Origin of the sequence: Microbacterium aurantiacum, assembly GCF_002872075.1 — a bacterium.
Taxonomy (GTDB): domain Bacteria; phylum Actinomycetota; class Actinomycetes; order Actinomycetales; family Microbacteriaceae; genus Microbacterium; species Microbacterium aurantiacum_A.
Genome location: NZ_PGGU01000002.1, coordinates 152792 through 174853, shown reverse-complemented (window position 1 = coordinate 174853; position 22062 = coordinate 152792). Strand labels below are relative to the sequence as shown.

The window sequence follows — 22062 nt, the reverse complement described above, 5'->3', positions numbered from 1 at the left end:
ACCCCCGGCTGCTGACGTCAGCAGCCGGGGGTCTCGGCGATAAGCGGGGGTCCCGGCGAACCGGGGTGTGCAACTCAGCGCACGAAGCGCACCTCGGTGAGCGTCTCTCCGAGGAACGGCTCGGTGTGCGAAGCACCGTCGAGCTTGAAGCCGTTGCGGGTGTAGAAGCGGTGCGCGCGGGGGTTGTCCTCGGCGACCCAGAGGTACAGCGACTCGTCGTTGGCGACAGCCGACTCGAACAGGCGCTGCCCGATGCCGGTGCCGTGCCAGGCGTCGAGGAGGTAGATGAAATACAGCTCGCGGAATGCGGGAGCATCCTTGTCGCGAGCGGGACCGGAACCGGCGAAGCCGACGATCTCACCGTCGACGAGCGCGGCGCTCATCGTGAAATCCTCGCCTTGCGCGGCCCAGTGCGTCCAGAGCTCCGCCATTCGGCGCGGAGACACCTTCTCGAGGGCGGCCTTGCTGATCAGGTGGTCGTAGGTCTCGTGCCAGCACTGCGCGTGCACGCGACCGAGGGCTTCCGCATCGACATCACGGACCGGACGGACGATGACTTCGGGGTGGGCTTCGGCGCTCATGCCGCGACTCTACGCGCGGCTCCCGTCGAACAGGAAATCGAGCGGATGCCGTTCACGGCACGTTCGCGCAGGATGGAGGGTTCGCACAACGATGTTCGCGAATCGTGCGCCGATGGCTACGATCGATCTTCGTGAACGTGATCTGGCGCACTCTCCTGGTGATCCTCGGTGCCCGTCGCCGCGTGCGACGAGGGCAGCGGCTCGACCCGACTGCGGTGGGCAGCGTCCGTGCGACGACCCTCCCCACCGACATCGACATCCTGCGCCACATGAACAACGGCCGCTACCTGTCGCTGTTCGACCTCGGGCGCTGGGATCTGCTGATCCGCACCGGACTGTTCGACGCGATGAAGGAGCGGGGCTGGTACGCGGTGGTCTCCAGCGAGACGATCACCTTCCGCAAGTCCCTCGAACTGTGGCAGCGCTTCGAGATCCAGTCCCGGTTCATCGGGCACGACGAGAAGGCGCTGTTCATGGAGCATCGTGCGGTCGTCGACGGCGAGATCTACGCCAGGGCGATCGTGCGGGCGCGGATGCTGCGCCGCACCGGCGGCACGGTCAGCAACGAGGAGTTGTTCGCCGCGGTCGGCAGGCCGGAGGGCGTGCCGGAGATCGACGAATGGGTGCACGACTGGGCCGCAGCATCCGCCCTGCCGCCGGTGCGGAAGACGGCCCCGAGCGTCTGGAACTGAATCCGCCCGCCCGGCGCGGTAGTTTAGGCGTGTGTTGGCGATCCTGACGACGACGGGCCGGGTGCTGTGGCGGCACTGGCCGGCGATGCTGGCCTGGTATCTCGCGGGCATCCTCGTGCACTACATCGTGCTGCAGGTCGCGGGATTCATCGGCGCCTACACCGCCACGGTCGGCTTCCTCGTGCTGCCGATCGCGATCCTGGCAAGGCTCATCAGCTACGTCGCCATGTTTCTCGTGCTGCGTGACGGCCTGCGAAACCTGCAGGAGGTCGCACCCCTCCCCGAGTCACCGGCCGAGCGTCGCAGCACCTTTCTCTCGGCGCTGCTCGCCGGCATCCTGCCCTTCTTCGCGGTGTACTGGGCGCAGAAGCTCCTGCGCGACGACGTCATCGCCTACTCCGCGCGTGCGCTCGAGGTGCGCAACGGCATCCAGTGGACAGCCATGGCGAATGGCGGCGCACCCCTGCGCGACGAGGACTCCGTGCAGAACCTGCCGTTCAATGTGTGGACCGTGGCGATCATCGTGCTCGCCTTCGCGGGCCGATGGGCGTGGTCGAAATGGTCCGAGAAACTCGCGGCCTGGCTCTCCCCGGTGGCGGTCTACTTCGAGGTCGTCTGGGTCTTCTTCTCGGTGATCCTGCTCGGCGATCTCTTCGAGTCGATCCGGTCGTGGGTGGACAGCCGTGCCGCGATGGTCTTCCTCGTAGATCTCCGAGAGCAGATCATGGAGGCCGTCGCACCTCTGCGGTGGCTCTGGGAAGGGATCGGCTGGGTGCTGTCCGAGGCGGGACCCGTGCTGCTCGCGCCGCTCGCGTGGCTGACGATCGCGGGAGTGGTCTTCGGCCAGGCGATCGTCGCCGAGAAACTGCGGGTCGAGAACGCGCTGATCTCGCGATTCCGTGATCACGCGAAGGTCATCCCCAACCCTGTGGCCCGTCGGCTGAAGGACCTCGGTGAGGAGCTCGGAGCCAGATTCCGGCCCATCGGGCGCGCGATCCTGCTCATGTGGCGAGCCGGCCCGGTGCTCGTCGCCTCCTACGCGCTCGTCTTCGTGGGTGTGAAGGCGCTGGAGTCGTATCTCGATCTCGGCGTCACCCGGCTCATCGGCCCGCACGAGTTCGAGTTCTGGTCGATCGTGCTTCCCGTGGCCACCCTGGCGCCGTTGCTGCTCACCGAGCCCCTGCGTATCGCGGTCGTGAGCGGGGCGTACGATGCCACGCTGGCACGCCTGCGCCGGAAACAGCAGGATCGCAGCGCGGGCGAGAACATCTCACAGGAAGAAGCGGAGATCCGTTCGGTGGCGGACGCCGCAGGCCTCATGCCGAGGTCGGCGGACGCCGTCGCGGCTGCCGTCGTCTCGGCGCCGGAGCGCGATCTGATCGGAGATCAAGGGTCGATCGGGAACCTCAGGAACGTGCCGCCGACTCCCTGAGGCCAGACATCCACCCAGAACGGGCCCTCCAGGTCCTCCGGCACCACGAACGGGGCGATGATCTCGTAGCTGCCGGTCTCTTCCGACGAGCAGAACTCCGGTTCCTCGGCGTTGTACTCGACGCCGATCTCTGAGCGCATCAGGGTCCACTGCCGTCCGGACGCCTGGTGCGTCAGGGTCGGACGACGGCAGGAGACACCTTCCGCTCCCGAATCGACGGGGATGGCAGCGGCGATCACCTTCGCCCCCTCCGGCACGTCCAACCCGCTCAGGTCATCGATCACACCGCTGCGCACCGGGCCGAAGGTGGCTCCGGCCAGTTCCGCGCTGTCCTTCTCGCCTACGACGACCGGGTCGACGGGACGCGCGTCGAACGCGTAGATCAAGCGCCAGTTCTGCCCACCGATGGCGACCACCGTGGCGGGCAGGAGGATGGCGACCGCGACGAGTGCGACTCGGTTGCGGCGCCACCACGAGGGCGCCTTCGGGGGAGCCTCGGTGGTGACGGCGGGCAGAGGCGGTTCAGGGATCGTCATCGGGCCCAGCCGTTCTCCTGGAGGGTCACCTCGGAGTCGACAGGCAATGCCGCGAGGTCGATCCGCATCTCGATCACGCCGTCGAGCACGGGATTCCCGGTCGCCCCGAGACGTAGCGTCGCGTGCTCGCCCAGGACATCGTCGGGGATCTCGAAAGCCAGGCTTCCGGATCGAGGCACGCCGGTCACCAGGCCCTCGCGGTAGAACGTGGCGCCGCGGTCGGTGGCGCTGAACGTGCGTTCCCCGATGGTCAGGGTTGCGACCCGGAGGCTCGTGCCTTCCTGCTTCACCTGTGCTGCAGCCTCGAGATCGACGACGAGCCAGGTGCCCTCGGCCGACCAGCCCTCGCTGTCGATCACCGTGCGCGCGGCATGCACCTCGGTGACCGTCACGGCGAAGTTCCGTGCGAAGGCCTCTTCTCCGAGTTCTGCGGCAGTGACGAACGGTTCCTGAGCGGACCCCACAGGGAGGGTGATCTTGACCAGTGCCCAGGCGCCAGCCAGCAGCACGACTGTCAGCAACCAGGGCAGGATTACAGTCTTCATCCTGTTCTTCACCATCACGAAGCGGCTGCCTTCTCGACGGTTGCCGTCAGCGTGGCGCCGACGCGGAGATCCTCCCAGAGGTCCTCGCCTCTCAGGACGTTGTCCCCGACGCGATGCGTCGTATCCGGCAGCGTCAGGGACACGACATCGCCGTCGTGGAAGTCGTCCGCGCCGACGCGCCAGGCGAGCAGCAGCCGGGCAGGGACATCAGGCTGCAGCATTCCCGAGCTCTCTCCATCGTCCCGATGGGACAGGGACGGCGTTTCATCCAGGCCGACGATCCGGATGGCGTCGACGGACCCCTGGTTGAGGGGGCTGCTGGTGGCGGACCTCGGCTTCTCGAACGTGTTGACGACGTCCACCGCGACGACCAGCACCTTCTCGCCCTTCTCCTCATCCGGGTAGATCGCGGAGTTTCCCGTTTCGTCCCAGAGTTCGACGTCGACGACGGTGATCTCGAGGCCCGATCCGACGTAGGTGTCGCCGACGGCGACCTCGGGGACCGGATCCGCGGGCGCGGTCGCGAGGCCGCCGAAAGCGGCGGTCGTCGCGAGGAGGACGGCCCCGGCCCCGGTGATCAGCCACGACGTCGGAATCAGGTCGATGGTGCGGCGTGCCCAGCCGAGCACTTTCGCCCGCGCGTCGGCGTTCGTCCGCGCGGCGGTCGCGGCGTCGGCCTGACCCGGCGGCTGAGCCGCTGCCTTGTTCTCCCCCACGGCAACAGCATAGAGCCGGGCGATTCCGGTTGAGGAGGCCAGGAGAGCATCCGGCATCCGCTTTCCTGAAGAACCTCGAATCTTCACGCGTCATACATCCATCGACGGGCGGTGGCCGGCTGCGGCGTCAGTAGTCTGAACCGCAACCCCGGGGGATCCCCCGGGGACCCGTCGATGCGGACGGGCGGAGGAGGTCGCAATGGCAGTCATCGGAATCGTGCGCGAGCCGGCAGGGGAGTCGAGGGTGTCGGCCACCCCGGCGACCGTCGGATCCCTGCGCAAGCTCGGCCATGAGGTCGTCGTGGAGCGAGGGGCGGGCGCCGCGGCGTCGTACCCGGACGACGGGTTCGTCGCGGCCGGCGCCACGATCGTCGATCGGGCGGCTGCGTGGGGGAGCGAGATCGTCCTCGCAATCACGGCGCCGGATGCCGAGGCGATCGGCCTGCTCTCCGACGACGCGACCATCATCGCGCTGCTCTCGCCGGCGCTCCGCCCCGACCTGGTGGAGGCGCTCGCGCAGCGGGGCATCACGGCCCTCGCCCTCGACGCGGTGCCACGCATCTCGCGCGCGCAGTCGATGGATGTGCTGAGCTCGATGGCGAACATCGCCGGCTACCGCGCCGTGGTCGAGGCCGCCCACGAGTTCGGCCGCTTCTTCACCGGGCAGGTCACCGCGGCAGGCAAGGTGCCACCCGCGAAGGTCCTGGTGGCCGGGGCAGGGGTCGCCGGACTCGCGGCGATCGGCGCGGCCAGCAGCCTCGGCGCGATCGTCCGCGCCACCGACCCCCGGCCCGAGGTCGCCGATCAGGTGTCGTCGATCGGCGGCGAATACCTGCCCGTCGACGTGGCCGTCGCCGCATCGACAGACGGCTACGCGAAGGCGACCAGCGAGGACTACGACCGTCGCGCCGCGGAGATCTACACCGAGCAGGCAGCCGACGTCGACATCATCATCACGACCGCTCTCATTCCCGGGCGCCCGGCGCCACGACTGATCACGGCATCCGATGTCGCCCGGATGAAGGCCGGCAGCGTCATCGTCGACATGGCTGCAGGGCAGGGCGGAAACGTCGAGGGGTCTGTCGCCGGTCAGCGGACGGTCACGGACAACGGCGTCATCATCCTCGGATACACGGACCTCGCTTCGCGCCTCGCGACCCAGGCCTCGCAGCTGTACGGCACGAACGTCGCCAATCTCGTCGCCCTGCTGACGCCCGCGAAGGACGGCCGGCTGACGCTCGACTTCGAAGACGTCGTGCAGCGTTCGGTCACCGTCGTCCGCGACGGCGAGGTGACCTGGCCGCCGCCTCCTGTGCAGGTCGCCGCCGCTCCGGCACCCGCCGTGCGCTCCGCCGCTGCCGAGATCGCGACGCCCGCGAAGATGTCCGCCGGGCGCAAGGGGCTGCTCATCGCGCTCGGCGTCGCCGCGCTGTTCGCCGTCAACGCCTTCGCCCCGGCACCCCTGCCGCAGCACTTCACCGTGCTCATGCTGTCGGTCGTCGTCGGGTTCTACGTCATCGGCAAAGTGCACCACGCCCTGCACACCCCGCTGATGTCGGTGACGAACGCGATCTCGGGCGTCATCGTCGTCGGCGCGATGCTGCAGGTGACCTCCGCGAACCCCGTCGTGCAGGCGCTCGCCGCGATCGCGGTGCTGCTCGCCAGCATCAACATCTTCGGAGGCTTCTCGGTCACCCGCCGGATGCTCGCGATGTTCACACTCGGGAGATCAGCACAGGGCGGCCGGAAATGACCGTCGCCGCCCTCGCCGGGGCCGCCTACATCGTCGCCGCCCTCCTCTTCATCCTCAGCCTTGCCGGGCTCTCCAAGCACGAGTCCGCACGATCCGGCGTGATCTACGGGGTCGCCGGGATGGCGATCGCATTGATCGCAACGCTCGCGCTCACGATCACGGATGCCTGGACCACCGGCGCCGTCGTCGGCCTCACGCTGCTGCTCACTGCCCTCGTCATCGGCGCGGCCATCGGCCTGTGGCGAGCCCGGGTCGTCGCGATGACCGGGATGCCCGAGCTCATCGCCCTCCTGCACAGCTTCGTCGGCCTGGCCGCCGTGCTCGTCGGCTGGAACGGACATCTCGCGCACCCGGTGATCGCGCCGCAGCTCGTCGGCATCCACAACGCCGAGGTGTTCATCGGCATCTTCATCGGCGGCGTGACCTTCACCGGCTCGATCGTCGCCTACCTGAAGCTCTCCGCGAAGATGTCGTCCGCGCCGCTCATGCTGCCGGGCAAGAACGCGCTGAACATCGGCGCGCTGATCGCCTTCATCGCACTCACTGTCTGGTTCGTGAACGATCAGCAGCTGTGGCTCCTCATCGCCGTCACCGTCCTGGCATTCGTCCTCGGCTGGCACCTGGTCGCCTCGATCGGCGGCGGCGACATGCCGGTCGTCGTCTCGATGCTGAACAGCTACTCGGGGTGGGCGGCGGCAGCCGCGGGCTTCCTGCTGAACAACGACCTGCTCATCGTCACCGGCGCCCTCGTCGGCTCCTCGGGTGCGTACCTCTCCTATGTCATGTGCAAGGCGATGAACCGCTCCTTCCTCTCGGTGATCGCCGGCGGCTTCGGGATCGTCGCGGCGACATCATCGGATGCCGAGTACGGCGAGCATCGCGAGATCACCGCCGAAGGAGCGGCCGAGCTGCTCGCGAGCGCCACGAGCGTCGTGATCACGCCCGGCTACGGGATGGCCGTCGCGCAGGCGCAGTATCCGGTCGCCGACCTCGTGCGCAGACTCCGCGATCGGGGAGTCGACGTGCGCTTCGGCATCCATCCCGTCGCCGGCCGCCTGCCGGGGCACATGAACGTGCTGCTCGCAGAGGCGAAGGTGCCGTACGACATCGTGCTGAGCATGGACGAGATCAACGACGACTTCGCCGCGACCTCGGTCGTGCTCGTGATCGGGGCGAACGACACCGTGAACCCGGCGGCAGCCGAGGACCCGGGCAGCCCGATCGCCGGGATGCCGGTGCTGCACGTGTGGGATGCCGAGAACGTCATCGTCTTCAAGCGCTCGATGGCCGCCGGTTACGCGGGCGTGCAGAATCCGCTGTTCTTCCGCGAGAACGCGTCGATGCTGTTCGGCGACGCGAAGGATCGGGTGGAGGACATCATCCAGGCTCTCTGACGCGGCTTCCCCCGCGCGGCTGCTGGCGCGGTGCCGACCGCGGGAACAGCGTCAGTCCTAGGGTGGAGAGCATGGCAGAGCCGTCGTCAACTCCTTCGGATGCCGCGGCATCCGTCCCTCTCGCAGAGCAGGCCGTCGAGCTCGCCCGCCGATGGGCGATCGAGGCGGCAGCCGTCGAGGTCGACCCTGCTGCGGAGCGCCTGGCCGGGGTGCTGCAGGACGTCAACGGCCTGCCGTTCACACTCGGCTTCGTCGACGGCGTGATGCGCCCGGAGAGCCTGGGTGCCGCCGCATCTCAGCTGCACCGGATCGCACCGATCGTGCCCGAATTCCTGCCCTGGTACGTACGCGGCGCGGTGCGGTTCGGTGGCGGCGTCGCACAGATCCTGCCGGCACCCGTGGTGCCCATCGCGCGGAAGGTGCTCCGCGAGATGGTCGGGCACCTCGTCGTCGACGCCCGCCCTGCGAAGCTCGGGCCGGCCATCGAGAAGATCCGCGAATCGGGGGCACGGCTCAACCTCAACCTGCTCGGCGAAGCCGTGCTCGGGGAGGCCGAGGCGAAGCGCCGGCTCGACGGCATCCACGAGCTGATCCGCCGCCCAGACGTCGACTACGTCTCGGTCAAGGTCTCCGCGATCATCAGCCGCATCTCGATGTGGGCGTTCGACGAGATCGTCGACGCCGTGGTCGAGCGCCTGCTGCCGTTGTATCTCACGGCGTCCTCGGACGGAACGTTCATCAACCTCGACATGGAGGAGTACCGCGACCTCGACCTCACGATCGCGGTGTTCACCCGCATCCTCGAGGACCCCCGGCTGAACGCACTCGAGTCCGGCATCGTGCTCCAGGCGTATCTGCCCGACGCCCTTCCTGCCCTGCAGGAGCTGACGGCGTGGGCGCGTGACCGCGTCGAGCATGGCGGAGCACCCATCAAGGTGCGCCTGGTGAAGGGGGCGAACCTCGCCATGGAGCGCGTCGAGGCGCGGATGCACGGCTGGACGCAGGCGACCTACGACACCAAGCTCGACACCGACGCCAATTACCTGCGCTGCCTGGACTGGGCCATGAAGCCGGAGAACACCGCGGCGGTGCGGCTGGGGAACGCCGGTCACAACCTCTTCGGCATCGCGTACGCGTGGCTGCTCGCCGGCGAGCGCGGGGTCCGCGACCGGGTCGAGTTCGAGATGCTGCTCGGCATGGCGCAGGGGCAGGTGCAGGCCGTGTCACGCGAGGTCGGCCCGGTACTGCTGTACGTGCCGGTGGTGAACCCCGCCGAGTTCGACGTGGCCATCAGCTACCTGGTGCGCCGCCTCGAGGAGAACGCATCGCCGGCGAACTTCCTCTCCGCCGCGTTCCGGCTGGATCACGACGAGAGCCTGTTCGTGCGGGAGCGGAACCGATTCCTCGACGCGCTGGACCGCTCGACCGACCCGACGCTGCGCACCGGACCGTTGCGCACCCAGAACCGCCTCGCCCCGGTGCACGAGTCGGTGCGCCAGGCACCGGCGATGCCGGCTGAGGAGAAGAACCTCACCCAGGCCGTACTCGGCATCTCCCGCGGATCGGCGGAGGACCCCTTCCTCGAGACGGCGGTGTACTCGGCGCACGAGATCGAGGTCGACGCCGGTGGAGCCCCCGGTTTCGTCAACACGCCCGACAGCGATCCGGCGCTGCCCGCAAGCCGGGACTGGGCGCGCATCGTGCGCGAGCGGATCGCCACGTCGACGGCGGGAGTGCTGACTGTCGAACGGGCGAGGATCTCTGCATCCGACGTCCTCGAGCAGACCGTCGCCCGCGTGCGGGATGCGGCCGGCGCGTGGGGTGCGCGGCCCGCGGTCGAGCGTGCCGAGGTTCTGCTGCGCGCAGCCGCCGCGCTGGAAGGCCGCCGCGGCGAACTGATCGAGGTCGCGGCATCCGAGACCGGCAAGGTGTTCGCCGAGGCCGACGTCGAGGTGAGCGAGGCCGTCGACTTCGCCCGGTACTACGCGGCGAGGGCGCGAGAGCTGGATGCCGTCACCGGCGCCACCTTCGTACCGGCCAGGGTGACCGTGGTGACGCCGCCGTGGAACTTCCCGCTCGCGATTCCCGCAGGCGGAGTGCTCGCCGCGCTCGCGGCTGGTTCCGGCGTCGTGTTCAAGCCGGCCCACCAGGCCCGTCGCTGCGCTGCCGTGCTCGCCGAGGCACTGTGGGAGGCGGGAGTGCCGCGCGACGTGCTCGCGCTCGTCGACCTCTCCGAGCGCGACCTCGGGCGCGAACTCATCGCCCATCCCGACGTCGACCGGGTCATCCTCACCGGCGCGTGGGAGACCGCTGAGCTGTTCCGCTCGTGGCGCCCGGATCTGCCACTCCTGGCCGAGACCAGCGGCAAGAACGCGATGATCATCACCCCGTCGGCCGACCTCGACCTCGCGGTGGCCGACCTCGTGCGCAGCGCGTTCGGGCATGCTGGACAGAAATGCTCCGCGGCGTCGCTGGCGATCCTGGTCGGGCCGGTCGGGCGATCCAAGCGCTTCGCACGGCAGCTCGCGGATGCGACACGCTCGCTGCACATCGGCTGGCCGACGGATCCGCTCGCCGAGGTGGGGCCCGTGATCGAGAAACCCGAGGGCAAGCTCGCCTGGGCGCTCACCGAGCTCGAAGGCGACGAGCAGTGGCTCATCAAGCCGGCACTCGTGCACGACGATCCGAGCGGACGGCTGTGGAGCCCCGGCATCCGCGTCGGGGTGCAGCCCGGCTCCCGCTTCCACCGGGAGGAGTTCTTCGGACCGGTGCTCGGTGTCATGCACGCGCCCACGCTGGCGAGGGCGGTCGAGCTGCAGAACGCCGTCGCCTTCGGACTGACCGCCGGGCTGTACACGCAGAATCCTGATGAGCTCGCCTTCTGGCTCGACCGGGTGCAGGCCGGCAATCTCTACGTGAACCGCGGTATCACCGGCGCCGTCGTGCAGCGCCAGCCGTTCGGCGGCTGGAAGCGTTCCTCGGTCGGGCCGGGCGCCAAGGCCGGCGGGCCGAACTACCTTCTCGGGCTCGGATCGTGGCGCTCGAACGCCGCAGGCGCAGCATCCAGCACCCTGCACCTGCGCGGACTGGACTCGCGCATCACGGCGCTCATCGAGGCGGCGCAGCCGTCACTCGCCTTCGAGCCCTTCGAGTGGTTGCGCCGGGCGGCGCTCTCCGACGCTCTGGCGTGGAATCGCGAATTCGGCCGGGTGCGCGACGTGTCGCACCTCGAGGTGGAGCGGAATCTGCTCCGCTACCGGCCGGTGCCGGTGGCGATCCGGGCGACGGCGGATGGCGCGTGGCAGGAGGTGCTGCGCGTCGTGATCGCCGCGGTGCGCGCCGGCGCAGGGTTCGTGCTGTCCACCCCGGTCGGCCTGCCCGCTCATGTGCGTCATGTGCTCGGCGAACTGCAGGCCGTCGTCTTCATGGAGAGCGACGAGGAGTGGGTCGAGCGCATGCGGCGGCCGGCGTCGGTGGAGGGGGAGGATCTTTCGCAGCCTGGCCCTGACCGGGTGCGCCTGGTCGGCTCGCGGGAGTCCGTCGCGGCGCTGCACCGGATGCTGGCAGTCGGCGTCGAGGGCGACCCCGACCTGGCGGTGTACTCCGGAGAGGTGACCTCTGCCGGCCGGATCGAGCTGCTGCCGTTCGTCCGCGAGCAGTCGATCTCGATCACCGCGCATCGCTACGGCAACCCCGACCCCTGGAGCGCCGCCGTCATCTGAGGCCGGGGTGGGCCGCGACCGTTCAAAGAGCGCAAACGGCTCGATGTTCGCCATTTTTTGAGCCGTTTGCGCTCTTTGAACGAGAGCTGGATGTCGAGGTGTAAAGAATTCTTGACATTGGGCTGCGAGGGGGCGTACTGTCGTGTCAAGAATCTTTTACATCGGAGGCGTCATGGTCTATGAAGAGCGCAACGCGTGGGCGGGACTCGTCGTCGGGGTCGCCTCAATGGCGGTCTACATCTGGCTCGTGCTGCAGCAGGCCGCCGGCGGCCCGCTCACCGAGGTCGATTGGCTGCCCCTGATGCTCTGGACGATCGGCGTGAGCATCGTCGTCATGATCGTGATCAGCATCCTCTCGGGCATCGTCGCCGGCCTGCGCGACGACGGCGGCGTCGGCAAGTCCGACGTCCGCGACCGTGACATCAGTCACATGGGCGGCCGCGTCGAGCAGGCATTCCTCGTGATCGCCGGTCTCGGCGTGATCGCCCTCTGCGGGATCGGTGCTGACGTGTTCTGGATCGCGAACACGATGTACCTGGGATTCGCGGTGTCCAATCTCGTCGGAGGCATCGCACGGGTCATCGCCTACCGTCGTGGACTCGTGTGATGGTCAAGCCGACACTCGTCTCCAACACCATTCGCGTGTTCCGCGAGGATGCCGGAATGACCCAGGCCGAGCTCGCCCGCACGATCGGCGTGACGCGGCAGACGCTCATCGCCATCGAGCAGGGCAGGTACTCGCCCACGCTCGAACTCGCCTTCCAGATCGCCCGCGCCTTCGACGCCGGACTCGACGATCTCTTCCAGTATCCGACGCCTTCCCGTACAGAGGACTGACATGAACGACACGATCCCCGCCACGATGACCGCCTGGCGACGCGACTCCTATGGCCCGGCCGACGGGACGCGTATCGAGAAGATGCCGGTGCCGGCACCCGGCCGCGGTCAGGTGCTGCTGCGCATCAGGGCGACGGCGCTGAACAGCGGCGACGTGCGGCTCATGCTCGGCGACCCCCTCCTCGTCCGGCCGTTCTTCGGCCTCACCCGGCCGAAGAATCCCGTGCGCGGGATGGATGTCGCCGGCACCGTCGTCGCTGTCGGGCCCGGCGTGCTGGGAGCAGAAGTCGGTGAAGACGTGATCGTCGAGCTGCCCGGCGGCGGCGGACTGGCCGGCTACGCCTGCGTCGCGGAGTCGCGCGTGGTCGCGATGGGCCGAGGGCTCGAACCGGAGGCCGCAGCCTGCCTTCCGATCGCTGGAGGCACCGCCTGGCAGGCGCTGGATCTGGCCGGCATCGGCCTGAAGGAACAGGCGACACCGCGGGTGCTCGTCATCGGGGCCTCCGGCGGTGTGGGCACCTTCGCCGTCCAGCTCGCGGCTCTCCGTGGAGCGGAGGTCTGGGCTTCGTGCGGCGATCGCAACGCCCCGCTGGTGGAGGCGCTCGGCGCCGTGCGCACCTTCGACCATCGCACAGACCCGCTGGGCGACCAGCCCGCCGGGCGGTTCGACGCCATCATCGACGTCGCCGGCGGAATCCCGTTGCGGCACCTGCAACGTCTGCTTGCGCCGGAGGGCACGGCGGTGCTGGTGACGGGCGACGGAGGCCGCGTGATGGGACCGATACCCCGGATGCTGAAGGCGGCGCTCCTCTCGATCGGGTCGCGGCGCCGCATCCTCTCCCTCACCACGGTCAACCGGCCCGAGGTGCTGCGCAAGCTGCTCGCGCTCGCCGCCGAGGGCCGCATCGTCCCGGTCATCGAGCGGGAGTACTCCTTCGACGAGGCATCCGCCGCGCTCGCGCACGTCGAGGCGGGGCGCACCGTCGGCAAGGTCGTCGTCCGCGGGGAGTGACGCCCGGGTTCGCAGAGCGCAAACGGCTCGATATCCGGCGGAGATGCAGCCGTTTGCGCTGTCTGACCGTGGAAGGTCCCGCCCTGGCGGCGCACAGCCGACGGATGAGACAATGGAGATCGGCGTGCCCGGGTCGCGTCCTCCTCATCGCCTCAGTGCGTAGCGAGCGAAGAACCGCCGGGCCCCTGGACAGCGTCCGCCGCACCTGTTTCTCAAGGAGCATCATGTCGACGCCCGAGACCACCGTGACGACCGCCCGTACCCGCACGGCGCACCATCGCCGCTACCTGATGTGCAAGCCCGAGCACTTCACCGTGAGCTACACGATCAACCCGTGGATGGAGCCGGCCAAGCCGACCGACACCGCCAAGGCGGTCGCGCAGTGGCAGCAGCTGCACGACCTCTACCTCGAGCTGGGTCACGAGATCGACCTCATCGAGCCGCTCGCGGGCTACCCCGACATGGTCTACACGGCCAACGGCGGGTTCCTCATCGACGGCCGCGCCTACGTGCCGAAGTTCCGTTTCGAGGAGCGCGCGGGCGAGGCCCCGGCCTTCGCCGACTGGTTCCGTGGAGCCGGCTACGACACCGTCATCCCCGAGGAGGTCAACGAGGGCGAGGGCGACTTCCTGCTCGTCGGTGACGTGATCCTCGCCGGTACCGGCTTCCGCTCCACCGGCGACAGCCACCGCGAGGTGGGCGAGGTGTTCGGCCGCGAGGTCGTGTCGCTCAACCTCGTCGACCCGCGCTTCTACCACCTCGACACCGCCCTCACGGTGCTCGACCCGGTGCAGGGCGTCGAGAACGGCGGACCCGAGCGCGCCAACATCGCCTACCTGCCCGGCGCCTTCGACGACGCCAGCCGCGCCATCCTCGAGGAGCGCTTCCCGGAAGCGATCCTCGTCTCGGATGAGGACGGCTCCGTGTTCGGTCTCAACTCCGCCAGCGACGGCTACAACGTCATCATCTCGCCGCGCGCCACAGGATTCGAGGCGCAGCTGCGTGAGCGCGGCTACAACCCGCTCAAGGTCGACCTCTCCGAGCTGCTGCTCGGCGGCGGCGGCATCAAGTGCTGCACCCTCGAGCTGCGCGGTGCAAAATGACGGGGGTTGCTGCCGACACGTCGGTCGAACCGCACGTCGCCGAGAACTACCACCCGCTTCCCGTCACCATCGCTCGCGGTGAGGGCGCCTGGGTGACGGATGTCGAGGGCAAGCGCTACCTCGACCTTCTCGCCGCCTACTCGGCAGTCAACTTCGGGCACCGGCATCCGGCCCTCGTCGCCGCCCTCACCGAGCAGCTCGGGCGGGTCACGCTCACCAGCCGTGCCTTCATGAGCGACCGGCTCGAGCCGTTCGCCGCAGCCCTGGCCGCGCTCTGCGGCAAGGAGCTCGTGCTACCGATGAACACCGGAGCCGAGGCGGTCGAGACCGGCATCAAGGTCGCGCGCGCCTGGGGTTACCGAGTGAAGGGCATCGCGTCCGGCAAGGCCCGCATCATCGTCGCCGCCGGCAATTTCCACGGTCGCACCACGACGATCGTCAGCTTCAGCGACGATGAGCAGGCCCGCGACGACTTCGGCCCGTACACACCCGGCTTCGACCTCGTGCCGTACGGGGATGCGGATGCCATCGCCGGCGCCATCACGGAGGACACCGCTGCGGTGCTGATCGAGCCCATCCAGGGCGAGGGCGGCGTCGTGATCCCGCCGGAGGGCTATCTCCGCCGGATCCGCGAGATCTGCGACGAACGGAACGTGCTGTTCATCGCAGACGAGATCCAGTCCGGACTCGGCCGCGTCGGCGAGACCTTCGCCTGCGACCGCGAGGGTGTCGTGCCCGATCTGTATCTGCTGGGCAAGGCCCTCGGCGGCGGCATCCTCCCGGTCTCCGCCGTCGTCGGCGACCGTGATGTGCTGGGCGTCATCCGGCCGGGTGAGCACGGTTCGACGTTCGGCGGGAATCCGCTGGCTGCCGCCGTCGGCCTGCGCGTCGTCGAGATGCTGGAGTCGGGTGAGTTCCAGGAGCGCGCCCGCGCGCTCGGCGAGCACCTCGCCGCCGCTCTCGAGCCGCTGATCGGCCACGGCATCACCGAGGTGCGGATCGCCGGTCTCTGGGCGGGTGTCGACATCGACCCGGCCCAGGGAACAGGACGGCAGATCGCCGAAAGGCTGCTCGATCGCGGCGTGCTCGTCAAGGACACGCACGGGCAGACGATCCGGATCGCGCCGCCCATCGTCGTCCGCGCCACTGAGCTCGACTGGGCTGTCGAGCAGCTGCGGATCGTGCTCGAGGCGTAGGGGGCACCGCGCCGAGGTTGACGTTCAGGCCGGCGAGTCGTCAGGGTCCAGCGTCTTCAGAGTGTCGCGCTCCGTCGGATTGTCGGCGTCCAGCTGATCCTCGGTGCCCTGATCGCCGCCCAGCGCGGACCTGGAGTCACCGCCCGGCGTCTCTTGGTGGCTTTCGTCATCGAGGCCCTCTTCCGGTGAATATCCGTCCGGGGCGGTGTTGTGCTCGGGTCCGTCGACGCCGGTGGCGCCTTCGGCCGGGTCCTCGGGGTGCGGCGTGCGTTCCATGTTCTCGGTCATGCCGTGAGCGTAGGTCCACGCGGCGCGAGCAGAAGAGGGGATTGACATCCTCAGGATCCTCATCGCGGCGTTCCGGGCGGCTCGTCCTCGCCGTGCTCCGGAACATCCGGGTCGTCGAGTGAGGACAGTTCGTCGGAGGAGACCAGCTCGTCGACGTCGACCGTCGCAGGTCCGGCATCCGATCTGTTCTCCCCGGACAGCAACCACGGAGCGACCCGGTGCGGGTTCGCGGGCGCCACCGGCATCCGGAGTCTCCGCTGGAGGTTGCGCATCCACCGCGGCTGAGCGCCGAGGATCCCGCGCTCGTCGTGCGACTCCACCTCCAGACCGTAGTAGTCGCCGATCCGGTCGATGAGCTGGGCCCGTTCGGCGCGCGCGTAGGCCCGGCGCTCGCGGATGAACGCCAGCATCGTCGCCCAGCAGATGAGCAGCAGCACGACGCTGAACGGCAGGGCGATGGTGATGGCTGCCGTCTGCAGCGCGGTGAGACCGCCGGCCAGGAGCAGAGCGATCGCGAGTGCCGCTGTCACCAGCACGAAGAACGCGCGGATCCAGCGCTTCGGGTTCTGCTGGCCGCCGGTGGCGATCATCCCCATGACGAGCGCGCCGGAATCGGCCGAGGTGATGAAGAAGATCGCGATCAGCAAGAGCGCACCGACGCTCACGATCGTCGTGCCGGGAACATGCTGCAGCAGGGCGAACAGCGCTCCCTGCAGATCGACCTTCCCGTCCGTCGTCAGGGTCCCAGGAGCATCCAGCTCGATCGCCAGCGCTGACCCGCCGAGCACCGAGAACCACAGGATGCCGAGCAGCGTCGGCACCAGGATGACCCCGGCGACGAACTCGCGGACCGTGCGCCCCTTCGAGATGCGGGCGATGAAGATGCCGACGAACGGTGCCCACGAGATCCACCAGCCCCAGTAGAACGAGGTCCACTGCGCCTGCCAGGCCTCACCGGCGTCGCCCTGGAACGCACTGACGTTGAAGGAGAGCCCGACGAAGTTCTGGATGTAGTTCCCGATCGACTGCACGAAATCCCGCAGGAGGAATTCGCTCGGGCCCGCGACCAGCAGATAGATGACCAGCAGCCCGGCCATCATCAAGTTGAGGTTCGACAGCCACTTCATGCCCTTCGTGACGCCCGAGAGCACGGACAGGAGCACGAAGACGGAGATGATCAGGATGATGATCACCTGCGTCGTCTCGTCCGGCTCCGCGATGCCGGCCGACGCGAGACCGGCGCTGATCTGAAGGACGCCCAGACCGAGCGACGTGGCGACACCGAAGAGCGTGCCGACGAGGGCGATGACGTCGATCGCATGACCCCAACCGCCCTCGACGCGCTTCCCGAGCAGCGGCTCGAGGGTCCAGCGGATCGAGATCGGCCGGCGCCGTCGGTGGATCGCATACGCGAGGGCCAGGCCGATCACCACATAGATCGACCAGGCGTGGATGCCCCAGTGCAGGTAGGTCTGGCTGAGGGCCTGCTGCGCGAGCTGTTCGGGGGTGCCGGAGACGCCGGGACGTGGGGTGACGAAGTGCGTCAACGGCTCGGCGACCCCGTAGAAGACCAGGCCGATGCCCATGCCGGCGGCGAACAGGAGCGAGAACCACGACATCACGGAGAACTCGGGCTCGTCGTCGTCGCGGCCCAGCCGGATATCGCCGAACCGGCTGAATCCGAGGAACAGGCTGAACGCCACGAAGACGGCCGCGATGAGCACGTAGTACCAGTTGAAGGCGTTGACGATCGTCGTCTGGACGGTCGAGAACAGCGCCTCGGCGAGTTGCGGCGCCGCGAGGGTGAAGGCCACGAACGCGGCGATGATCGCCGACGCCGGCCAGAACACCCACCGCTGCACGGGCGGAAGCGATCGTCGCGGCGCCTCGGTGTTCGGCGCCGCCGGGGAGGCATCCTGATTCTGGGCGTTGTTCTCCGGTCCGCTCATCCGTCCACGGTATCCGCCGGATAGAGCGTCGTGTCAGGGGGTTGCGGAAGCGGGGGAGAGGAATCCGGCCGGTTCGCTCAGTCCTTGCGCGGCGTCCGGATCGGCGTCGTCTGCGCGGCGGTGTCGCTGAACTCGACCGGGTCGACCTCGTCGACGATGCTCAGAGGGCGCGTCTCATCGAGGGTGAGCAGGAAACGGCTCTCCTCCCGGCGGTGCAGTCGCCCGGACGACAGCACCCACAACGCACCGATCAGGCAGGCGACGAAGCCGGCGGTGCCGCCGAGCATGATCGCCGCTCGGGGGCCGAAGGCATCGGCCACCCAGCCGGCGATCGGGGCGCCGACCGGCGTCGATCCCATGATCACGGCCATGTACAGCGCGAGCACCCGGCCGCGCAGGGCTGCATCGGTGGTGATCTGCACGTAGCCGTTCGCGGTCGTCAGCAGGGTGACGATCATGAACCCGGTGAACATCAGGGTGACCGCGTACGAGGCGTAGGACGGCATGGCGGCCGAGACGAAAGCAGAGACGCCGAATCCTCCGGCCGCTGCGATGACGACCCGCACTCTGGCGCGGTCGCGGCGCGCGGCGAGCAACGCGCCCATCAGCGCGCCGATCGCGAGGATCGAACTGAGCACGCCGTAGCCGTCGGCTCCGCTGCCGAACTCGAGTGCCATCGTCGACGCGAAGATCGGGAAGTTCATGCCGAACGCACCGATGAGGAACACCATCACGAAGACGACGCGCAGATCGCCGCGCCTCCAGACGTAGCGGAATCCCGCCGCCAGGCCGCCTCGGCTGCGGTTCTTTATGCGCGGGGCGAGCAGGTTCGCGCGCATCATCAGGAGAGCGAGCATCATCGCGAGGAAGGTCGCGGCGTTCACGACGAAGACCCAGCCGGAGCCGATCGCGACGATGAGCAGGCCGCCGACGGCCGGGCCGATCATCCGGGCCAGGTTGAACGACGCCGAGTTCAGCGCGACAGCGTTCGACGTCTCTCCGGTGGAGACCATGTCGGAGACGAACGCCTGACGCGCCGGGGCGTCGAAGGCATTGACGACTCCGAATGCGAGCGCGAGACCGAACATCATCGGCAGTGTCATCACGCCGGTGAGCAGGAGCACTCCGGCGGCGACGGCCAGCAGCAGCAGCGCGCTCTGGGTGGCCAGCAGGATGCGGCGGCGTTCGAAGCGGTCAGCGACCCAGCCGGTGAGGCTGACCAGCACCAGGGGAGGGGCGAACTGCAGCGCCATCGTGACGCCCATCGCAGCCGCGTCGTTGTCGGTGAGCTCGGTGAGCACGACCCAGTCCTGGGCCGTGGCCTGCATCCACCCGCCGATGTTGGAGACCAGTGCGCCGGCGAACCAGATCCGGTAGTTGACGTTGGAGAAGGAGCGGAACATCGTGCTCATCGCTCGGCCACCCTTCGCATCAGTGCGCTCGCTTCGCGGAGCGTCGCCAGCTCCGCGTCGGTGAAGTCGACGTCGCCGAGCATGGCGGCGAGCAGCTCGTCACGGCGGCGGATGGTCTCGGCGACGATCTCGATGCCGGCATCCGTGATCTCCACCTGCACGCGCCGGCGGTCCTCCTCATCCGGGATGCGCACGACATAGCCCTGCTCCTCGAGGCCGTTGACCATGCTGCTCATCGAGGGAGCGGTGATGTGCTCGACCAGCGCGAGCGTGGAGATGGTGCGCCGGCCGTGTATCCGCAGGCCGGCGAGCACTGCCAGCTGGGTGTCGCTCATCGAATCGGTGGCGCGGGCTGAGCGCAGGCGTCGCGCGAGCCGGAACGTCGCCATGCGCAGTTCTGTGGCGGTGAGGGAGAGGGATTCGTCAGACGCAGACATTACTTAGACAGTCTATCTAATTCCATCGTGCGCGGGCCGTCCGCCGGTCGCGCCAGAATGGAAGGATGCCGCAGCACATCACCCTGGAAATCGCCGTGCAGGATCCCGCCGGATCGCGTATCGCCCGCGATGTGGGGGCTGCCCGTGTCGAACTGGCTCAGGCGCTCGCCCTCGGAGGCCTCACGCCATCCCCGGCGGCGCTCGAGCTCACGCTCGAAGCCGCCGGAGCCGGCGGCCCAGAGGTCCACGTGCTGATCCGTCCGCGGGCCGGCGGTTTCCACTACGACGCCGACGAACTGGCGATCGCCGAGCGGGACATCCGCTGGGCCGTCGGCGCAGGCGCGGCCGGTGTCGTGATCGGCGCGCTCGACGCAGATGGGCACCTGGACCTCGACGCCATGACACGTCTGCGGGACGCTGCGGGCGGAGCATCCGTCACCCTGCACCGCGCCATCGACGTCACCGCCGACCCGCTCGCGACCTTGGCGGCCGCGCGCGACCTCGGGCTTCGCCGCGTGCTCACCTCGGGTGGGGCATCCGCCGCGATCGACGGCATCGACACGCTCCGCGCACTCGTGGCCGAGGCTGCGGGGCAGATCGAGATCATGGCCGGCAGCGGGGTGGATGCCGCGAACGCGCCGGCCCTCGCGGCCATCGGCGTCGACGCGCTGCACTTCTCCGCGAAGCGGGCGGTCGTCGAAGCGGGCGGCGTGCGGATGGGCTCCGCCTCGGACGGCGTCGGCGGCTATGAGGTCACCGACCGCGATACGGCGCTCGCCGTGGTCGCCGCGCTCGGACGCTGACGCGCCGGCGCTCGCGCCTGGACAGGGCTCCGCTCGACGGCTGTGACGAGCCCGCCTGTACGTGCAGCCCGGTCGGCGAACGCCGCGGCCTCGTGGACAGGAACCGGTTTCTCGACTAGATTCAGAGGGATGAACCTCGTCGACGACGCGAGCACGTATCGCAATCCGATCATTGATGCCGATGTACCGGATCCTGACGCCATCCGCGTCGGGAACCGCTTCTACCTCGTGGCGTCGAGCTTCCATCGCGCGCCCGGGCTGCCGATCTTCGCATCCGACGACCTGGTCGTGTGGGACCGCATCGGGTACGCGCTCGAGCGCAACGAGCCGGCCGCGTGGTTCGCGTTGCCGCGGCATGGGGGCGGCGTGTGGGCGCCGTCGATCCGGCACCACGACGGACGCTTCCACGTGGTGTACCCCGATCCCGATCAGGGCATCTTCGTCGTCTCGGCCGAGGACCCCTCGGGTCCCTGGACGCCGCCGCGCCTGATGCTTCCGGGCCTCGGGATCATCGACCCGTGCCCGCTCTGGGACGACGACGGAAGCACCTACCTCGTGCACGGGTGGGCGCGCTCCCGTTCCGGGCGCAAGAACGTGCTCACGGTGGTGCCGGTCGACGAAGGGCTGACCAGGACGACGGGCCCCGCGGTCGACGTCATCGACGGCGACTCGATCGAGGGCTTCACCACCCTCGAGGGGCCGAAGTTCTACAAGCGCGATGGCGAGTACTGGCTCTTCGCACCGGCCGGCGGGGTCGCCACGGGCTGGCAGACGGTATTCCGGGCCGCGCATCCCCACGGGCCTTACGAGCACCGCATCGTGCTGGCGCAGGGGGACACTGCGGTCAATGGCCCGCACCAGGGCGCCTGGGTCGACGACGGAGTCGGCGGCGACTGGTTCCTGCACTTCCAGGATCGCGGCGTTCATGGGCGCGTGCTGCATCTGCAGCCGATGGCCTGGGACGAGGACGGGTGGCCGGTCATGGGGGTGGACGGATCCGGGCAGCCTGTGCTGGCGCATCCCGCACCGTTCGGAACGCAGCAGGGCGACCGCAGTCTGGCCCGATCCGACGACTTCGCCAACGGGCGGCCGAGCACCGCATGGCAGTGGGAGGCGAACCACGATCCCGACGCGGTCGCCGCTCCGACGATCGACGGGGCGCCCGGGCTGCTGCTGCGCGGTGGGCCGGACGGAGGCAACCTGCGCACTCTGCCGCGCGTGCTCTCGCAGCCGCTGCCCGGGTGGGCGTGCACCGCGAGCATCACCGTCGACCTCGGCGGAGCGCTGCCGGGCGCGCGCGCCGGCCTCGCCGTCCTCGGCCTCGCCTACGCCTGGGCCGGCATCCGGATCACCGCGGCCGGTGCCGAGGCGATCGTGGCGGTGCGGCGACACGACGACCAGCATGAGCATGTGGCGATGACCATCCCGCTGTCCTCTCCCCGTGTCAGCGTTGCGCTCGACGTCGACGACGAGGCGCGCGTGCGCGTCCGGATCACGGCGGATGGCATCGAATCCCGCGTCGACCCCGGCTTCCGGGCCATCGAGGGGCACTGGCTCGGGGCAGCGGTCTCGCTGTTCGCGGCCGGACCGCACGGCTTGGAGGAACCCGTCGCACGGTTCACGGATTTCCGCATCCGGACGGAGACGCGCTGAC

The 22062-nt window shown here is 69.1% G+C and carries 20 protein-coding genes; 12 read left to right on the top strand and 8 right to left on the bottom strand.

Annotated elements, in window-relative coordinates:
* Positions 1–74 precede the first annotated feature (74 nt).
* Entirely contained in the window at positions 75–581 is a 507-nt protein-coding gene (locus CUR96_RS01320) for a GNAT family N-acetyltransferase (protein WP_102191486.1), read from the bottom strand.
* A gap of 131 nt (positions 582–712) precedes the next feature.
* Between CUR96_RS01320 and CUR96_RS01315 the strand changes: the two genes are divergently transcribed.
* Together CUR96_RS01315 and CUR96_RS01310 are read left to right on the top strand one after the other, a co-directional pair.
* Positions 713–1273: an acyl-CoA thioesterase gene (locus tag CUR96_RS01315; protein ID WP_102191503.1), complete on the top strand. Its 561-nt coding sequence runs from the start codon at positions 713–715 to the stop codon at positions 1271–1273.
* A gap of 31 nt (positions 1274–1304) precedes the next feature.
* On the top strand, positions 1305–2705 hold the full coding sequence (locus CUR96_RS01310) for a hypothetical protein (protein ID WP_102191485.1): 1401 nt from the start codon (positions 1305–1307) through the stop codon (positions 2703–2705).
* On the opposite strand, the gene CUR96_RS01305 is transcribed toward CUR96_RS01310, so the two are convergent.
* From CUR96_RS01305 to CUR96_RS01295, 3 genes are read right to left on the bottom strand one after another with little or no spacing between them, the layout of a single operon-like run.
* Positions 2660–3241 carry a hypothetical protein gene (locus CUR96_RS01305; RefSeq protein ID WP_102191484.1) on the bottom strand — a complete coding sequence of 194 codons (582 nt, stop codon included), beginning with the start codon at positions 3239–3241 and terminating at the stop codon, positions 2660–2662. The two genes, CUR96_RS01310 and CUR96_RS01305, sit on opposite strands and share 46 nt — an antisense overlap.
* Positions 3238–3786, bottom strand: coding sequence for a DUF4352 domain-containing protein (locus CUR96_RS01300; RefSeq protein ID WP_146008103.1), 549 nt, complete (start codon positions 3784–3786; stop codon positions 3238–3240). Before CUR96_RS01300 ends, CUR96_RS01305 begins: the two co-directional genes overlap by 4 nt.
* A gap of 14 nt (positions 3787–3800) precedes the next feature.
* Positions 3801–4502, bottom strand: coding sequence for a hypothetical protein (locus tag CUR96_RS01295; protein WP_146008102.1), 702 nt, complete (start codon positions 4500–4502; stop codon positions 3801–3803).
* 199 nt (positions 4503–4701) lie between these two features.
* Between CUR96_RS01295 and CUR96_RS01290 the strand changes: the two genes are divergently transcribed.
* The 8 genes from CUR96_RS01290 to rocD all read left to right on the top strand — a co-directional run bounded on the left by CUR96_RS01290 (position 4702) and on the right by rocD (position 15519).
* The gene (locus CUR96_RS01290; protein ID WP_102191481.1) at positions 4702–6255 is read left to right on the top strand and encodes a Re/Si-specific NAD(P)(+) transhydrogenase subunit alpha; all 1554 of its coding nucleotides are present in this window, start codon (positions 4702–4704) and stop codon (positions 6253–6255) included.
* Complete coding sequence (pntB, locus tag CUR96_RS01285) at positions 6252–7649, top strand: Re/Si-specific NAD(P)(+) transhydrogenase subunit beta (RefSeq protein WP_102191480.1); 1398 nt, start codon at positions 6252–6254, stop codon at positions 7647–7649. The genes CUR96_RS01290 and pntB overlap by 4 nt, the downstream gene beginning before the upstream one ends.
* Positions 7650–7720: 71 nt before the next feature.
* Positions 7721–11371 (top strand): proline dehydrogenase family protein, encoded by a 3651-nt coding sequence (locus tag CUR96_RS01280; RefSeq protein ID WP_102191479.1) that lies wholly within the window; start codon positions 7721–7723, stop codon positions 11369–11371.
* A 142-nt stretch (positions 11372–11513) separates the two neighbouring features.
* Positions 11514–11978: a hypothetical protein gene (locus CUR96_RS01275; protein WP_245861051.1), complete on the top strand. Its 465-nt coding sequence runs from the start codon at positions 11514–11516 to the stop codon at positions 11976–11978.
* Positions 11978–12208, top strand: coding sequence for a helix-turn-helix transcriptional regulator (locus tag CUR96_RS01270; RefSeq protein ID WP_102191477.1), 231 nt, complete (start codon positions 11978–11980; stop codon positions 12206–12208). Before CUR96_RS01275 ends, CUR96_RS01270 begins: the two co-directional genes overlap by 1 nt.
* A gap of 1 nt (position 12209) precedes the next feature.
* Positions 12210–13220, top strand: coding sequence for an NAD(P)-dependent alcohol dehydrogenase (locus tag CUR96_RS01265; protein WP_245861050.1), 1011 nt, complete (start codon positions 12210–12212; stop codon positions 13218–13220).
* Between the two features lie 224 nt (positions 13221–13444).
* Positions 13445–14323 (top strand): dimethylargininase, encoded by an 879-nt coding sequence (gene ddaH, locus CUR96_RS01260; RefSeq protein WP_102191476.1) that lies wholly within the window; start codon positions 13445–13447, stop codon positions 14321–14323.
* The gene (rocD, locus tag CUR96_RS01255; RefSeq protein ID WP_102191475.1) at positions 14320–15519 is read left to right on the top strand and encodes an ornithine--oxo-acid transaminase; all 1200 of its coding nucleotides are present in this window, start codon (positions 14320–14322) and stop codon (positions 15517–15519) included. The genes ddaH and rocD overlap by 4 nt, the downstream gene beginning before the upstream one ends.
* Before the next feature lie 24 nt (positions 15520–15543).
* Here rocD and CUR96_RS01250 read toward each other — a convergent pair whose 3' ends face one another.
* The 4 genes from CUR96_RS01250 to CUR96_RS01235 all read right to left on the bottom strand — a co-directional run bounded on the left by CUR96_RS01250 (position 15544) and on the right by CUR96_RS01235 (position 19605).
* Positions 15544–15807 (bottom strand): hypothetical protein, encoded by a 264-nt coding sequence (locus tag CUR96_RS01250; RefSeq protein ID WP_102191474.1) that lies wholly within the window; start codon positions 15805–15807, stop codon positions 15544–15546.
* 59 nt (positions 15808–15866) lie between these two features.
* Positions 15867–17756, bottom strand: coding sequence for a BCCT family transporter (locus CUR96_RS01245; RefSeq protein ID WP_102191473.1), 1890 nt, complete (start codon positions 17754–17756; stop codon positions 15867–15869).
* A 77-nt stretch (positions 17757–17833) separates the two neighbouring features.
* Complete coding sequence (locus CUR96_RS01240; RefSeq protein WP_102191501.1) at positions 17834–19159, bottom strand: MFS transporter; 1326 nt, start codon at positions 19157–19159, stop codon at positions 17834–17836.
* Between the two features lie 5 nt (positions 19160–19164).
* Positions 19165–19605 carry a MarR family winged helix-turn-helix transcriptional regulator gene (locus tag CUR96_RS01235; RefSeq protein ID WP_102191472.1) on the bottom strand — a complete coding sequence of 147 codons (441 nt, stop codon included), beginning with the start codon at positions 19603–19605 and terminating at the stop codon, positions 19165–19167.
* Positions 19606–19670: 65 nt separating this feature from the next.
* On the opposite strand from CUR96_RS01235, the gene CUR96_RS01230 reads away from it, so the two are divergent.
* Together CUR96_RS01230 and CUR96_RS01225 are read left to right on the top strand one after the other, a co-directional pair.
* The gene (locus tag CUR96_RS01230) at positions 19671–20408 is read left to right on the top strand and encodes a copper homeostasis protein CutC (RefSeq protein ID WP_102191471.1); all 738 of its coding nucleotides are present in this window, start codon (positions 19671–19673) and stop codon (positions 20406–20408) included.
* Between the two features lie 129 nt (positions 20409–20537).
* Positions 20538–22061 carry a glycoside hydrolase family 43 protein gene (locus CUR96_RS01225; protein ID WP_102191470.1) on the top strand — a complete coding sequence of 508 codons (1524 nt, stop codon included), beginning with the start codon at positions 20538–20540 and terminating at the stop codon, positions 22059–22061.
* The last annotated feature ends 1 nt before the right edge of the window (position 22062 follow it).

Coding starts and splice junctions, on each gene's coding strand:
- CUR96_RS01320 (WP_102191486.1), bottom strand. CDS start 581: ATGAGCGCCGAAGCCCACCCCGAAGTCATCGTCCGTCCGGTCCGTGAT.
- CUR96_RS01305 (WP_102191484.1), bottom strand. CDS start 3,241: ATGACGATCCCTGAACCGCCTCTGCCCGCCGTCACCACCGAGGCTCCC.
- CUR96_RS01300 (WP_146008103.1), bottom strand. CDS start 3,786: ATGAAGACTGTAATCCTGCCCTGGTTGCTGACAGTCGTGCTGCTGGCT.
- CUR96_RS01290 (WP_102191481.1), top strand. CDS start 4,702: ATGGCAGTCATCGGAATCGTGCGCGAGCCGGCAGGGGAGTCGAGGGTG.
- pntB (WP_102191480.1), top strand. CDS start 6,252: ATGACCGTCGCCGCCCTCGCCGGGGCCGCCTACATCGTCGCCGCCCTC.
- CUR96_RS01280 (WP_102191479.1), top strand. CDS start 7,721: ATGGCAGAGCCGTCGTCAACTCCTTCGGATGCCGCGGCATCCGTCCCT.
- CUR96_RS01270 (WP_102191477.1), top strand. CDS start 11,978: ATGGTCAAGCCGACACTCGTCTCCAACACCATTCGCGTGTTCCGCGAG.
- CUR96_RS01265 (WP_245861050.1), top strand. CDS start 12,210: ATGAACGACACGATCCCCGCCACGATGACCGCCTGGCGACGCGACTCC.
- ddaH (WP_102191476.1), top strand. CDS start 13,445: ATGTCGACGCCCGAGACCACCGTGACGACCGCCCGTACCCGCACGGCG.
- rocD (WP_102191475.1), top strand. CDS start 14,320: ATGACGGGGGTTGCTGCCGACACGTCGGTCGAACCGCACGTCGCCGAG.
- CUR96_RS01250 (WP_102191474.1), bottom strand. CDS start 15,807: ATGACCGAGAACATGGAACGCACGCCGCACCCCGAGGACCCGGCCGAA.
- CUR96_RS01245 (WP_102191473.1), bottom strand. CDS start 17,756: ATGAGCGGACCGGAGAACAACGCCCAGAATCAGGATGCCTCCCCGGCG.
- CUR96_RS01240 (WP_102191501.1), bottom strand. CDS start 19,159: ATGTTCCGCTCCTTCTCCAACGTCAACTACCGGATCTGGTTCGCCGGC.
- CUR96_RS01235 (WP_102191472.1), bottom strand. CDS start 19,605: ATGTCTGCGTCTGACGAATCCCTCTCCCTCACCGCCACAGAACTGCGC.
- CUR96_RS01230 (WP_102191471.1), top strand. CDS start 19,671: ATGCCGCAGCACATCACCCTGGAAATCGCCGTGCAGGATCCCGCCGGA.
- CUR96_RS01225 (WP_102191470.1), top strand. CDS start 20,538: ATGAACCTCGTCGACGACGCGAGCACGTATCGCAATCCGATCATTGAT.